The 13,639-nt window shown below is 66.1% G+C and carries 12 protein-coding genes; 8 read left to right on the forward strand and 4 right to left on the reverse strand.

The features are described 5' to 3' along the window. Window positions 1–2 precede the first annotated feature (2 nt). The 3 genes from ramB (at window position 3) to IDF66_RS09310 (ending at window position 4,564) form a co-directional block, all read left to right on the forward strand. Window positions 3–1,421, forward strand: a complete 1,419-nt coding sequence (gene ramB / locus IDF66_RS09300; RefSeq protein ID WP_164307662.1) for an acetate metabolism transcriptional regulator RamB — start codon at window positions 3–5, stop codon at window positions 1,419–1,421. A gap of 158 nt (window positions 1,422–1,579) precedes the next feature. After that, on the forward strand, window positions 1,580–3,004 hold the full coding sequence (locus IDF66_RS09305) for a lipase family protein (protein ID WP_387998945.1): 1,425 nt from the start codon (window positions 1,580–1,582) through the stop codon (window positions 3,002–3,004). Window positions 3,005–3,160: 156 nt separating this feature from the next. After that, window positions 3,161–4,564, forward strand: coding sequence for a lipase family protein (locus IDF66_RS09310; protein WP_190266630.1), 1,404 nt, complete (start codon window positions 3,161–3,163; stop codon window positions 4,562–4,564). A gap of 27 nt (window positions 4,565–4,591) precedes the next feature. Here the strand turns inward: IDF66_RS09310 and IDF66_RS09315 are convergent, their stop codons facing one another. Next, on the reverse strand, window positions 4,592–5,059 hold the full coding sequence (locus IDF66_RS09315; RefSeq protein WP_164307664.1) for a MaoC family dehydratase: 468 nt from the start codon (window positions 5,057–5,059) through the stop codon (window positions 4,592–4,594). Window positions 5,060–5,115: 56 nt separating this feature from the next. Between IDF66_RS09315 and IDF66_RS09320 the strand changes: the two genes are divergently transcribed. Together IDF66_RS09320 and IDF66_RS09325 are read left to right on the forward strand one after the other, a co-directional pair. Next, complete coding sequence (locus IDF66_RS09320; protein WP_190267413.1) at window positions 5,116–5,652, forward strand: carboxymuconolactone decarboxylase family protein; 537 nt, start codon at window positions 5,116–5,118, stop codon at window positions 5,650–5,652. Between the two features lie 22 nt (window positions 5,653–5,674). Beyond that, window positions 5,675–6,343, forward strand: a complete 669-nt coding sequence (locus tag IDF66_RS09325) for a class I SAM-dependent methyltransferase (protein ID WP_190266631.1) — start codon at window positions 5,675–5,677, stop codon at window positions 6,341–6,343. On the opposite strand, the gene IDF66_RS09330 is transcribed toward IDF66_RS09325, so the two are convergent. Further along, the gene (locus tag IDF66_RS09330; protein WP_387998941.1) at window positions 6,328–7,212 is read right to left on the reverse strand and encodes a DNA-3-methyladenine glycosylase family protein; all 885 of its coding nucleotides are present in this window, start codon (window positions 7,210–7,212) and stop codon (window positions 6,328–6,330) included. The genes IDF66_RS09325 and IDF66_RS09330 overlap by 16 nt on opposite strands. A 56-nt stretch (window positions 7,213–7,268) precedes the next feature. After that, window positions 7,269–8,654: a dihydrolipoyl dehydrogenase gene (gene lpdA / locus IDF66_RS09335; RefSeq protein WP_190266633.1), complete on the reverse strand. Its 1,386-nt coding sequence runs from the start codon at window positions 8,652–8,654 to the stop codon at window positions 7,269–7,271. A 130-nt stretch (window positions 8,655–8,784) separates the two neighbouring features. On the opposite strand from lpdA, the gene IDF66_RS09340 reads away from it, so the two are divergent. Both IDF66_RS09340 and IDF66_RS09345 read left to right on the forward strand, forming a co-directional pair. Then, on the forward strand, window positions 8,785–9,414 hold the full coding sequence (locus IDF66_RS09340; protein WP_190266634.1) for a TetR/AcrR family transcriptional regulator: 630 nt from the start codon (window positions 8,785–8,787) through the stop codon (window positions 9,412–9,414). Continuing rightward, a complete protein-coding gene (locus tag IDF66_RS09345; protein WP_190266635.1) occupies window positions 9,411–10,685 on the forward strand; it encodes an oxidoreductase in 1,275 nt (424 codons plus the stop codon). The genes IDF66_RS09340 and IDF66_RS09345 overlap by 4 nt, the downstream gene beginning before the upstream one ends. 36 nt (window positions 10,686–10,721) lie before the next feature. Here IDF66_RS09345 and IDF66_RS09350 read toward each other — a convergent pair whose 3' ends face one another. Then, entirely contained in the window at window positions 10,722–12,416 is a 1,695-nt protein-coding gene (locus IDF66_RS09350) for a serine hydrolase (RefSeq protein WP_190266636.1), read from the reverse strand. A 474-nt stretch (window positions 12,417–12,890) separates the two neighbouring features. Between IDF66_RS09350 and IDF66_RS09355 the strand changes: the two genes are divergently transcribed. Further along, complete coding sequence (locus IDF66_RS09355; RefSeq protein ID WP_203588838.1) at window positions 12,891–13,604, forward strand: GntR family transcriptional regulator; 714 nt, start codon at window positions 12,891–12,893, stop codon at window positions 13,602–13,604. The last annotated feature ends 35 nt before the right edge of the window (window positions 13,605–13,639 follow it).

The raw sequence follows: 13,639 nt of genomic DNA on the forward strand, positions 1-13,639 counted from the left end.
TCATGACCAAGACCTACGTCGGCTCGCGGCTGCGCCAGCTCCGGTCGGAGCGTGGACTGTCCCAAGTCGCGCTCGCCCAGTCACTGGCCATCTCGCCCTCGTACCTCAACCAGATCGAACACGATGCCCGCCCGCTCACCGTGCCGGTGCTGTCGAAGATCACCGAGGTGTTCGGTATCGACGAGGAGTTCTTCGACTCGCAGGACAGCGTCCGACTGGTCGCCGAACTACGCGAGGTCCTACTCGACGACGACGTCGAGGCCGCGCCTGCGGCGACCGAGGCGCACACCATCAGTTCGCTGGTCGCCACACATCCCGAGATCGCACAGGCGATGGTGAATCTCCATCAGCGCTACCGCATCGCCACCGACCAACTGGCCGCTGCCACCGACGAACGAGGCGACCGGAGCATGCGAGGCTCCATCACGGCTCCCCACGAAGAAGTACGCGACTACTTCTACCAGCGCCGCAACTACATTCACGAGCTCGACGTGGCCGCCGAGGAGATGACGGTACGGATGCGGATGCACTCGGCCGACATCCGCCGGGAGATCGCCAACCGGCTCGAGAACGTGCACGGCGTCAGCATCATCCGCAGAGTCGATCTCGGGGACTACACCCTGCACCGATTCGACCCGGAGACACGCCGCCTGGAGTTCTCCGCCGCGCTCTCGGCGGGACAGCGCACGATGAAACTCGCCGCCGAGCTTGGCTACCTCGAATACGGGGATCTGCTCGACCGGCTGGTCGACGACGGCAACTTCACCAGCGACGAGGCCCGGTCACTGGCACTACTGGGGCTGGCCAACTACTTCGCCGCGGCGGCAGTCCTCCCGTACAGCCAATTCCACGGTGCGGCCGAGGATTTCCGATATGACATCGAGAGACTGTCGGCGTTCTACTCGGTGTCCTACGAGACGATCTGCCACCGGCTCTCGACCCTGCAGCGACCCAATCTGCGGGGCATCCCCTGGTCGTTCGTCCGCGTCGACCGGGCGGGGAACATGTCGAAACGGCAGTCCGCCACCGGTTTCCACTTCTCCTCCAGCGGCGGCACCTGTCCCCTCTGGAATGTCTACGAGACCTTTGGATCTCCGGGAAAGATCCTCACCCAGATCGCCGAGATGCCCGACGGCCGCGACTATCTCTGGGTCGCCCGGACCGTCGAGCGTCGAGCCGCCCGATATGGACAACCCGGCAAGACATTCGCCATCGGACTCGGGTGCGAACTCCGCCACGCGGGCCGGGTCATCTACTCCGACGGGCTCGAGATAGGTCCACAGGCGCAGATCACACCGATCGGGGCGGGCTGTCGGGTGTGCGAACGCCAGAACTGTGCGCAGCGTGCGTTCCCGGCACTCGGTGCAACGCTGCACATCGACGAGCACCGCAGCACGGTGTCCCCTTATATGACGAATTGACCATCAAACCAGTCCAATTGATGTGATCCCGATCACAGTTCAATCACGGTTGCGCATGTCGGTCGTGTGTCCAAGTCAATCGACTTGGACACAGTCGTACGCTTCGGCCAGTGAGGAGGTCAACGGGGATTCCCCTCACACCCGAGAGGGAGTACGCCATGAAGCGGAAACGCTCATACCTTGCGGCCCTTCGATTCCGGGGTGGCGTCGCCACCCTCGGGGCGGTCGCGGTGATCACCACCGCCACCACGATGACCTACGCCGCGCCGGCCGCGGCCGAACCACCGAACATGCTGCCGGTCCCGTCCCAGGTGCCGCACGCCATCAACGGGGCGTTGCCGCCCCCACCCTTCCCGCGACTCGGCAGGATTCCACTGCGCGCACAGGCCAAGGGGTTCGACCACCGCACACTGGAGTTGCGCGAGGCCGCCCTGCCGTCGCCGACCGGGGACCCGATGTTCGATCGTTGGCCGACGAATCTCGCGGCGCTGGCACCGGGACAGATCATCGCCACCCGGGACGTGACGGCGACTGCCGCGCCGGTGGTGACCACTCCCATCCGGTTCGCGCGGTTGATCAAGTTCCGCAGCACCGATGCCACCGGTGCACCATCGTTCGGCACCGCGACGATCCTGGTACCGCGCACGTCGCGCTCCACGTCGCGTCCGATCCTCGTCAACAATCTCCCCATCGATTCCCTCGGCACCGCGTGCGACCCGGGATACACTTTGGCACATGGTTTTTCGATAGCAACCAATGCCACTGATCTCATCCCGCCGACCACCCAGCTGGCCCTCTCTCATGGGTATGCCGTGCTCATTCCCGACCACCAGGGTCCACGGATGGCATATGCGGAACCCGTCGTCGCGGGCCATGTCGTGCTCGACGCCATCCGAGCGGCGGGCAATCTCGATCGCCGTTCCTTCGGGGCATCGCGGATCGCCATGACCGGTTACTCCGGCGGGGCGATAGCCACCAACGGCGCGACGAAGCTGCTGGCAGGCTACGCCCCGGAGCTGATCGGCCGCGTCGTCGGCGCGGCGCTCGGTGGGGTACCCGCCGATTTCCGCATGCTCGTCGGCAGCATGAACGCCAATCTCGCCACCGGCCTCTTCCATGCCGCCACCTTCGGCATCGCACGCGAGCGAACCGAGATCCTGCCGATGGCAAATGATTTCGCGCAGTGGCTGGCCACGTCGCCGCTGAAGAACGTGTGCACGATCCCTGCCGCTCTCGCGGGCCAGACATTCTGGCCGATGCAACTCCTGTCGAACAACCCGGATCCGTTCCACTCACCGGTTGCCGAGCACATCTACCGGGTGACCAAGATGGCCGACATCAAATCGGCTGTCCCCCTGTATATCTACCACGGAACGTACGAGTGGTGGATTCCGGCGGCGGGCGCCCGGAGCCTGTATCGGGAGCAATGCCTGCTGGGTGCACGGGCGACGTACCGCGAGGTGTTCGGCGAGCATGTCAGCGCCGCCGTGTTGGGATTCCCGGCCGCCGCGCAGTGGCTCGATCGCCGATTACGCGGAATCCCTGCCGGTGACGAATGTGGCGAAGCACGCGGCCCCCGGTGACCTCCGGACGGGCAACCGAACCGCATTCGGATTCCGCGCGCGGGCACGCACCCCGACCCCTAGGATCATCGGAGATGAATACGCGAGTCAGGGTGCGGCGGTGGTGACCACCGTCGGCCGATCCCGAATCGCCCGCAGCAGTACGAGGAGTGAGCGATGCCGGCGATGAACGGATGGGGACGAGTCCTGCGACGCACACTGACGGGCGCGATGGCGGCAGTCACGGTCATGTGCGCGACGGCGGCCACCGCGACCGCCGATCCGCCGAACATGTCGCCGGTGCCCGCCCAGATCCCGCGCGACATCGAGGACAGCGTTCCGGCGCCGACACTCCCGAACCTGTCGCGCATCCCCTTGCGCGCGCAGACCCCCGGCGCCACCAAGCAACTCCAAGAGCTGCGGGAAGCGATCATGCCGTCGCCGACCGGTGACGACTTCTTCGACCTCTGGCCGGGCGATCTCGCACGACACCGGCCCGGTGACATACTCCGCAGTCGTTCGGTCGCCAAGGTGGCGGCGCCGCTCCTCGAGGTCCGTGTCGGTTATGCGCGACAGATCAAGTTCCGGACCGTCGATGCCCAGAACAGGCCGTTGTTCGCCACCGCAACCCTTTTCGTGCCGCCCACGCCGTGGCAGGGACGCGGTGCCCGTCCAGTGGTGGTGAACAACCCACCGATCGTCGCGCTGGGCACGCGATGCACGACGGGTTACACCTTCGCGCACGGCAAGAGCGGCGACACCAACAACACCGATCTGCGCCCGGAGACCACCCAGGAGTCACTCGCCAGGGGCTATGCCGTGATCGTGCCCGATCACACCGGGGCCAGGATGGCGTATGCGGAACCGTACGTCGCGGCGCACGTCGTCCTCGACGCGGTCCGCGCAGCCGCGTCCTTCGATCGGACGAACTTCGGCGCAGGCCCCATCGCGATGCTCGGCTACTCGGGCGGGGCCATCGCCACGAACGCGACGGCGAAGCTGGTGTCCACGTACGCGCCCGAACTGGTGAACCGGTTCGTCGGTGCCGCGATCGGTGGGGTGCCCGCCGACTACCGGACACTGGCCGGATCGATGAACGCGAACCTCGCATCCGGCGTGTTCCATGCGGCAGTCCTGGGGATCGCCCGAGAGCGTCCCGAACTCCTGCCGATGGCGAACAACCTGGCCCGGCAGCTCGCCACCAACGACATGCTGAAGAATCTGTGCACCGGGACGATGGGCTACTTCGGCTTCACCTTCGCGCCCACCCAGATCCTGTCCACCGATCCGGACCCGTTCCGCTCGCCCGTCGCCGAACGCATCTTCGACATCACCGCGATGAGCGGCGACAAGGCCACGATGCCGATCTACATCTACCACGGCGCACAGGAATGGTGGATTCCTGCGAGCCAGGCGCGCGCACTGTTCGCCGAACAATGCCGGCTGGGCGCCAACGCGAGCTACCGCGAGTATCCCGGGGAGCACATGACGACGGTGTTCGTCGGGTTCCGTGACGCGATGAACTGGCTCGACGACCGGCTGTCCGGTCACCGGCCGGTCAGTCAGTGTCCACGCCGATGACCCGGGACACCGCACGTCGGCTGCAGATCAGTAGACGAGGACCCGGACGTTCTCCGCGACGCATGCCGGCTTCTCGACGCCCTCGATCTCGATCGTGTTCTTGACGACCATGTTGACGCCCGCCGGTGTCTCGTCGATCGAGGTGATCACGGCATTCGAACGGATTCGGGAGCCGACCTTCACCGGGTTGGGAAAACGCACCTTGTTCGCGCCGTAGTTGATGACCAGTTTCGGACCCTCGACGGTGAAGATGCCGCCGGCCAGCACCGGGAGCAGGGACAGCGTCAGGTAGCCGTGCGCGATCGTCGCACCGAACGGGCCGTCCTTCGCACGTTCCGGATCCACGTGGATCCACTGATGGTCGCCGGTCGCCTCGGCGAAGGCGTCGACACGGTCCTGAGTGATCTCCAGCCATTCGCCGGAACCCAGATCCTCGCCGATCGCGGCCTTCATTTCGTCGACACTGGTGAACGTTCGCTGTGTGGTGCTCGTCATAGTTTCGGTAGTCTACCGTGGGCGTCATGAGCACTCCCCACGTCGCGCCCGACGACATCGGCACGCCCCGCGTCGCCCCCGGCGGTCTCCGTGAACTCGGCCCGATCAACTGGGTGTTCGCCCGCGGCGCGGCCCGGGTGATCGGTGTCGACAACGCACGCATCTTCTCCACGCTGGGCCGGGCCAAGGGCCTGTTCCGCGCCTGGCTGCATTTCGGCGGGCGGCTGATGCCGTTCGGCGCCCTGTCGCGCAAGGAATCCGAGATGATCATCATCCGGGTCGCACACCTGCGCGACTGCGATTACGAGCTCGACCACCATCGACGGCTGGGGGCTCGGGCGGGCGTCAGGGGTGAGATCTTCGATCGGGTGCTGGAAGGCCCGGAAGCGGGTTGGGGCGATCGCGAGCGGGCGCTGCTGCAGGCCACCGATGAGCTCGTCACGGCAAAGGACATCAGCGACAACACGTGGTCGGCCCTGCGCCGCCACCTCGATGACGGCAAACTGATCGCGTTCGTCCTGCTCGTCGGACAATACGACATGCTCGCGACCACCATCGGCACCCTGCGGGTCCAGCGGGACACCCGGGTCTGATCCACACCATTGCGGGGGCGACATGGATTCGATCGCGCAGCAGTTGATGCGCAACACGGTGTTCTCCCATGTGTACGAACAACTCTGGCGACCTGTGTTCACCCGGCTGTTCAGCCTCGGCGGGTCCGGAACCGCCGATTTCGACACAGCGCTGTCCGCTTACCTGTCGAGGCCCGGCGATCGACTGATGCTCGACGTCGCCTGCGGCCCCGGCAATTACACGCGCCGATTCGCCGACGGCCTGAGCGGCGACGGCCGATGCATCGGGATCGACTTCTCTCCGTCGATGCTGGCCAAGGCGACCCGGACCAACGCCACTGAGCGCGCGAGTTATGTCCGGGCCGATGCGCACTCGATCCCGTTTGCGGACAACACCTTCGACACCGTCACGTGCCTGGCGGCGCTCTACCTCATTCCTGATCCGCTGCCCGTGGTCGACGAGCTGCTCCGGGTCACGCGCCCCGGGGGCGAGGTGGTCATCTTCACGTCCGTACGGACCGATCTCACCTCGGTGCCGGGTGTCCGCGAGATCGCGGGGATGTCGGGCTATCGGATCTTCGGCAGGCACGAGATCGTCGAGCGACTGCATGCGGCAGGCGCCGAGCACGTCGAGCAGACCATCACGGGCCAGGGCCAGTACGTGCTCGCGACCAAGGCGCACCGACGTCTCGCCGTTCAGAAGTCCCGATAGTCCCGCACCGTCATGCGCGGCCCGCGCCGCTGCGGCCGCGGGCCGTGGAGTTCGATCATCCGGATGATCCGCTGGCGTTGCCCCGCATAGGGTTCGAGCAGTTCGAGCATGCCGTCGTCGTCGACGGGTTCGCCGATCAAGGCCTGCCCCACCAGCGACGGGATGTGGTAATCGCCCACGTTGACCACGTCGGTGTCGCCGACTGCGCGCGCGCGTGTCTCCGCCTCGGTCCATCGGCCCACGCCACGGAGCAATCGAAGACGATCGGGATGGCGTTCCACGTCCATCGAGGTCGCACCACGGATGGTGCGCATCCGCACCGGCTCGATGCCGCTGCGATGCCACTCCCAACTCGGAATCTGCGCCCACGTCGGCTGCGGCGGCGGCACCCGCATGGTGTCCGGCACCGGGCCCGGAGCGCGCTCTCCGTAGCGCCGCAACAGGTATCGCCACGCCCGCCACGCCTCGGTACCGACGACCTTCTGCTCGAGGATGGCAGGCACCAGCGCCTCCCACACCCGGTCGGTGCGCCCCATCCGCAGACCATCGGATTGCCGAACCAGGCGTTCGACGACGTGGTCGCGCGGCGTCAGCGCACTCGGATCATCTTGTGCACCAAGGAAATCCGGCATCTGGTCGAGGAGCCACGCGGCCCCCGCCCCCCACGCGCGTCCCGTGACCGTCGTACCGTCGAAACCGACCGCCAGGGTGCCCGGACCGTCGGGAGTGTGGACCGCGCGCCAGACCGAACCGTCCCGGCCGTAGACAAAGGCGGGATCGCCGCTGCCGCGGCGAAGATGCCCCACCGTCGCACGGATGTCGAGCGAATGCCCCGGAGCCCATTCGCGGGTGCGCTCGCTCATGCTCACGGCGATTCCGTAGCAGTAGTCCGCTGCCGGCGCGGACTACTGCTACGCATCAGGACTCAGAGGTTGATCATGTGGCCGATCGCGCCATGGAACGTCTCTTGCATCGCCTCCGACAACGTCGGGTGGGTGTGCACGTTGCGCGCGAGTTCCTTGGCGGTCAGGTCCCACTTGTGGGCCAGTGTCATCTCCGGGAGCATCTCGGAGACGTTGTCGCCCACCAGATGACCACCGAGCAGCTCGTCGGTGTCGGCGTTGGTGAGCAGCTTGGCGAATCCGGCGGTCTCGCCGAGGCCCTGGGCCTTGCCGTTCGCGCTGAACGGGAACGTGGTGGCCTTGACGTTGTAGCCCTCGTCCTTCGCCTGCGCCTCGGTCAGCCCGAACGACGCGACCTGTGGCTGGCAGAACGTGGCGCGCGGCATGAACCGGTAGTCGCCGAGCGTCATCGTCTCCGCACCGGCCATCACTTCGGCGGCCACCACACCCTGCGCCTCGGCGACATGGGCGAGCATCAACTTCGCGGTGACGTCGCCGATGGCATAGATGTTGTCGACGTTGGTCCGCATGAAGTCGTCGATGGCGATGGCACCGCGGTCGGTCAGCTCGACACCGGTGTTCTCCAGACCGAAGCCCTCCACGCGCGGGGCGAACCCGACAGACATCAGGACCTTGTCGACGGTGATCTCGCCGTCGTTGTCCTTGGCGTCCTTGTAGCTCACGGTGACACTGTCGCCGTTGTCGGTGACGGTCTGCACCTTGGTGGAGGTCAGGACCTTGACCCCGAGCTTCTTGTATTCCTTCGCGATGGCCTTGGACGCGTCGGCGTCCTCGTTCGGCAGCACGCGATCGAGGAACTCGACGATGGTGACGTCGACACCGTAGTTGGCGAGCACGTAGCCGAACTCCATGCCGATGGCGCCTGCGCCGACGATCACGATCGACTTCGGCAGCTCACGGGTGAGGATCTGGGTCTCATAGGTGACCACATTGTCCGAGAGCTCGACACCGGGCAGCAGCTTCACGGTGGAGCCGGTGTTGATGATGACGTTGTCGAAGGTGATCTCACGATCTCCCACGACGATCGTCTTCGCGTCCTTGAACTTCCCGTACCCGTCGATCTCGGTGATCTTGTTCTTCTTCATCAGGAAGTGGACGCCCTTGACGATCCCGTCCGACACCTTGCGGCTTCGGTCGAATGCCGCGCCGAAATCGAACGACACGTCGCCGGACATACCGAACGTCTTCGCCTGATGGTTGAAGATGTGGGCCAACTCGGCGTTCCGCAGAAGCGCCTTGGACGGGATACATCCGACGTTGAGACAGACGCCGCCCCAGTACTTCTCTTCGATGACGGCGGTTTTCATGCCCAGCTGGGCAGACCGGATCGCGGCCACGTACCCACCTGGACCTGCACCCAGGACAACTGTTTGAAAGTGTTCAGACACGTCTGCCAGCCTACGTCGCACCATGTCGCGGCCGCAGGGCGTCCCCATACCGAGCGGTAACCTTCCCACCCTCCGGGAGCATTTCAATCATTGATTGAATCACTGATTGAGTTGTGCTTCCATCGACAGCATGCCCGCGCCGACAGCAACCCATCGCGGTGAACCGACCCGAACGGCACTCCTCACCGCGGCCGAGTCGTTGTTCCTCACCGACGGGTACGAGCAGGTGTCGGTGCGTGCCATCTGCGCAGCGGCCGACGCGAACCCGGCAGCTGTCCACTACCACTTCGGTTCCAAGGATCGACTTGCCGTCGAACTCCTCGAGGACCGGCTGGCGCCACGCTGGGCCGACCCGCTAGACCGGTTCGACCCCGCGACCTCCGACCTCACCGAACTGGTCGACCTGATCCTGGCGCCCTTCGTCGACATCCAGGACGACCCGGTCGGCCGCCTACATCTTCGGCTGCTGGCGCGTTTCGTCCTCACGCATCCACAGGCCACCTGGACTCGCCCATGGTTTCAGCTCGACCGCTGGTCCGGGGTACTCGTACAGCTGATCGACGGCATCTCCGACGACGACGCGTGCCGTCGGTGGGGACTCGCGTTCCAGCTCGTACTCACCCAATTCGGCGGTGAGCAACCACTGTCTCCCGCAGCCACCGCGGCACTCGCGGACTTCGTCGTCGCCGGACTCGCCGAGCCCCCTCGCACATCGCCACGTACAGCCCCACCCGCAGCCCAGCCCAAGGAGAACTCATGACCGCACCCGATCCCTTCACCCCGGCCCGCCTCGGCCCGCTCACGCTGCGCAATCGCCTGATCAAGTGCGCGACCTTCGAGGGCGCCACCCCCGACGCGCTGGTGACCGACGACCTCGTCGAGTTCCACCGTGAGGTCGCCGCGGGCGGCGTCGCGATGAGCACGGTGGCCTACTGCGCCGTGGCCCCCGAAGGCCGGACCGACCGACATCAGATCTGGCTGCGAGACGAGGCGATGCCGGGTCTCCGACGGCTCACCGACGCCATCCACTCCGAAGGCGCCATGGCCGCCGCACAGCTCGGACACGCGGGTCCGGTGGCGAACTCGGTGTCCAATCGCAAGAAGGCGCTCGGCCCCTCCCACATCCCGGCACCGATGGGCATGTCCGTCACCCAGAAGCTCGACGCCGACGGGATCACCGCGATGCTGGTCACCTTTCGTCGAGCGGCCCGCATCGCGGTCGACTCGGGGTTCGACGGACTCGAGATCCATTGCGGCCACAACTACCTGATCAGTAGCTTCCTGTCCCCGCTGCTCAATCACCGCCACGACGGCTACGGCGGCTCCCTGGTCAACCGTGCCCGGTTCGCCCGCGAGGTCGTCGAAGTGGTGCGCGACGAGGTGGGCGACGAGGCCGCGGTCTGGGCCAAGCTCAACATGTTCGACGGTGTGGGACGCGTCGATTCGGACCGCTCGCCGCGGTCCCGGCGCCGCCGCGGCTCCGGTCATGGTGGACGCCTGCACGGCTTCAACATCGACGAGGCGTGTGCCGTGGCGCAACTCCTCGAGTCCGACGGCCACCTCGACGCGATCGAGCCCACCGCAGGCAGTTCACTGCTCAACCCGATGTACCTCTTCCACGGCGACGCGCCCCGCGACGAGTTCGCCGACGCGTTCCGCGGCGCGATGCGCGCCGGGCTGAAGGCGATGGGCCCGATCTTCCTCAAGCATTACGAGTATCACGACGCGTATCTGCTCCCCCTCGCACGACAGCTCCGCGCTGCGGTGCGAATGCCCCTGATCCTGTTGGGCGGCATCACCGATCGATCCTCGATGGAACTGGCACTCGCGGAGGGCTTCGACTTCGTGGCGATGGGCCGGGCCCTGCTGCGCGAACCGGACCTGCCGCTGCGCATCCAGGCCGACCCGTCCACGACGTCGCGCTGTGTGCACTGCAATCTGTGCATGCCGACCATCTACAGTCACACCCGCTGCCCGATCCGGGCGGGCGAGGTGCCCGATCCGCTCGCGGTCGAGGCCGCCGCACGGTGATCGGAAACGTCGGTTCCGGCCTGGATCGGTCGTGCGTCAGCGCGTGAATTCGCCGTTCGACGTCCCGTCGTCGTAGTACTCCACCGTCATCCGCGCGCTCGCTGCGCTCCCGGCGCCGCTCGAACTCGGCCCGCTCGCTGCGCTCCCGGCGCCGGCGAACGAGACCTTGGAGATCGATCCCGGCTCCGCGTTCTCGGTGCGCAGCGTGAACGTAAAGGTGTTGCCATCCCAGTGCGTCAGCTCATGGGTCGTCTTCCCGCCGGGGCCCAGGGCGAGGACGAGTTTGCCGTTCTGCTCGCGGACCACGGCGGGCCCGTACACATCGTTCTGATACGTGCCGGCATAGGTCGACAGCGGCTGCGCCGGTGCCGGGTTCGCCGGCGGCTGCTGTCCGACGAGGCTGCCGGAGGGCTTGTTCATCTCGGCGTAGGCGTGCGCGTACAGGGTGCGCCAGTCGTGGCGCACCTCGCCGAACTGGACGATGTCGGCGAACTCACCGGTCAGCGCGTCCACCGCCCCGATGGGAGCGGCGTTGGACAAGGCGACGATCGCGACGTCGGCCGACGGCATGACCAGGAAGTTCGTTCCGGCCCCCATCGAGAAGGCCCCGGAGTGGCTGTATTGCGTGCGCGCGCCTTCGGTGACCGAGACGTTGAATCCGTAACCGTAATAGCCGGCCCGTGCGTCCGGTGAACCAGCGGGCGACGAGATCATCTCCGGCGTCACCGCCGGTAGCAGCGCATCCTCACCGACGATCTGTTTGCCGTTGTACATCCCGTTGCCGAGCAGCATCGCCATCCAATGCGTCAGGTCGTTCACCGACGACGAGATACCACCGGCAGGCGATTGGGCGTCGGGGTCACGTTGCTGCGGCGTCTTGACCCAGTTGCCGCCGTCCTGCACGTGGCCGACCACCCGGTCGGCTTCGGCTTCGAAGTCGCGGAAACGGGAACTGGTGTGGGTCATGCCAAGTGGTCCGTAAAGTGCCTGCTCGGAGAGCGTCGCCCAGTCCGACCCCGCCTTCCGAGCAACCGACTCGGCCGCCGCGGTCACCCCGAAGTTGGTGTAGTTGTAGGTGACGCGGAACGGGTCCAGCGGCATGTAGCGCAAGCGGGCGAGGATCTGGTCCCGGTCGTAGCCGAGCTCTTCGAGTTTGTCCCCCGCATGATCGGGCAGCCCGGAACGATGCGAGTACATGTCCCCGATGGTGACGTTCTGGCTCACATAGAGGTCGGAGAGTGCAAAGCCCGGAAGATTCGGCGCGACCGGGGTGTCCCATCCCACCACCTTGTCGGTGATCAGCTTCGCGATCACGGTTGAGCCGATCGACTTCGACATCGATGCCAGCGGGAACACCGTATCCGCATCGACTTTTCGGTCGGTGCCCACCTCCGAGACGCCGAATCCCTTCGCATACACCGACTTTCCACCGTGCACCACGGCGACTGCCATTCCCGGGATCTTGGTGGACCTCATCAGCGAATCGACGAGACCGTCCAGCTTTCCGACGGCGGTGTCCACCGCATTGTCCGGGAGAGCCTGCGCAACGGCGGTGTTCGGGTCACCGGGCTCCTCGGCGGCCGAGGCGGCGGGCGACGAGGGACCGGACACCGAGGACGACTCCGATGACGTTGTATCGCACGCGGCGACGGCGGTGGCGGCGACCACCGCGACGACAACGACGGCGGTCGATCGTCGGGTTCGCGCGCGCGATGAGGTTCGAACGCCCATGAGTCCATACCCGCTTCCTCGAGGTGCCCACTGGCCCCGACCAGGCGCGATGCCCGTCCGATCGACCACAGAATATCCGCAATCGGAACTTCTCGGGCGTGGTTGCGCGGAGTCGGCGCACCGAACCTTCCGGGCTCCGGAGGCTGCGGCGGCGTACACGAGTGTTACGCCGGCATTGCGCCGGGCGCCCTGATGAGAACGTCGCGTTACGGTTCCGGAATCCCGCAACCGTTCCTCCGGACCTCTTTGCATCGTCCACATATGCTGTGCTGCAACGCATCACGATGTCATGTCGGGTTTGCCCCATTCCGGCGGACCTGTCGCCTGTTCTCACCCCTGACCTGGGCCTTTTGCACAATCCTCCGCTCGCGGCGAGGTGGGTACGCCGCGATTGACGACGCCCTCAGGACTCCATAGCTTCGCTTTTGGGATCCCAAACGGGTCCCCGGCCACTACCCGGGAAGGCGCCACGCAATGACCGCAGACCACCACGCAGGCAGAGATCTGCAGATGGTGCCGAGCGACGGAACTGCCGGACGCCCTCTGCGCGAATCGATCCGAGACAAACTGCGGGAGCGGATCATCGAGGGCACCTACGGACCCGGCGACCGGATCGTCGAACGCGATGTCGCCGCCGACTTCGGCGTGTCCCGTCTCCCGGTACGCGAGGCGTTACGGATGCTCGACACCGAGGGATTCGTCGAGATGCTGGCCACCCGCGGGGTGATCGTCAAGAAACTCTCCCGACGTGATGTGCTGGAACTCTTCGATGTTCGGGAGGCACTGGAAGGACTCGCTTTCCGCCGGGCCGCGGAGCGACTCACCAAGAGGGACGCAACGCATCTGGGTGCGTTGCGGAGCAAGGCTCGCAAGGCCCTGGAGGCCGCCGACGGTCCGGCACTCCATGGATTCAACGAGGAGTTCCACGACACCGTCAACCGATTGGCGCGTAACGACCTCCTGGCCTCGATTCTGGAACCCCTGGAAGGGCGGCTGCACTGGATCTTCCGTCAGAACGATCGTCCCGATCAGCTCTGGCGCGAGCACGAGGAACTGTTGGCCGCCATCGTCGATCGGGACGGTGACCGCGCTGCCGACCTGGCCGTCGCACACGTGCGCGTGAACCGTGATCGCGTGCTCTCACACCTCTTCGGGGACCATCCCGAAGGCACAGCCGCAGCAGGCTGATCATCGGGTACGCAGCGTCGCGTATCCATCATCGA

Source organism: Gordonia hankookensis (genome assembly GCF_014673215.1).
Lineage (GTDB): Bacteria > Actinomycetota > Actinomycetes > Mycobacteriales > Mycobacteriaceae > Gordonia > Gordonia hankookensis.

What these genes read in the sequence shown, in the direction of transcription:
- ramB (WP_164307662.1), top strand. Translation starts at nt 3, where the DNA reads ATGACCAAGACCTACGTCGGCTCGCGGCTGCGCCAGCTCCGGTCGGAG.
- IDF66_RS09305 (WP_387998945.1), top strand. Translation starts at nt 1,580, where the DNA reads ATGAAGCGGAAACGCTCATACCTTGCGGCCCTTCGATTCCGGGGTGGC.
- IDF66_RS09310 (WP_190266630.1), top strand. Translation starts at nt 3,161, where the DNA reads ATGCCGGCGATGAACGGATGGGGACGAGTCCTGCGACGCACACTGACG.
- IDF66_RS09315 (WP_164307664.1), bottom strand. Translation starts at nt 5,059, where the DNA reads ATGACGAGCACCACACAGCGAACGTTCACCAGTGTCGACGAAATGAAG.
- IDF66_RS09325 (WP_190266631.1), top strand. Translation starts at nt 5,675, where the DNA reads ATGGATTCGATCGCGCAGCAGTTGATGCGCAACACGGTGTTCTCCCAT.
- IDF66_RS09340 (WP_190266634.1), top strand. Translation starts at nt 8,785, where the DNA reads ATGCCCGCGCCGACAGCAACCCATCGCGGTGAACCGACCCGAACGGCA.
- IDF66_RS09345 (WP_190266635.1), top strand. Translation starts at nt 9,411, where the DNA reads ATGACCGCACCCGATCCCTTCACCCCGGCCCGCCTCGGCCCGCTCACG.
- IDF66_RS09350 (WP_190266636.1), bottom strand. Translation starts at nt 12,416, where the DNA reads ATGGGCGTTCGAACCTCATCGCGCGCGCGAACCCGACGATCGACCGCC.
- IDF66_RS09355 (WP_203588838.1), top strand. Translation starts at nt 12,891, where the DNA reads ATGACCGCAGACCACCACGCAGGCAGAGATCTGCAGATGGTGCCGAGC.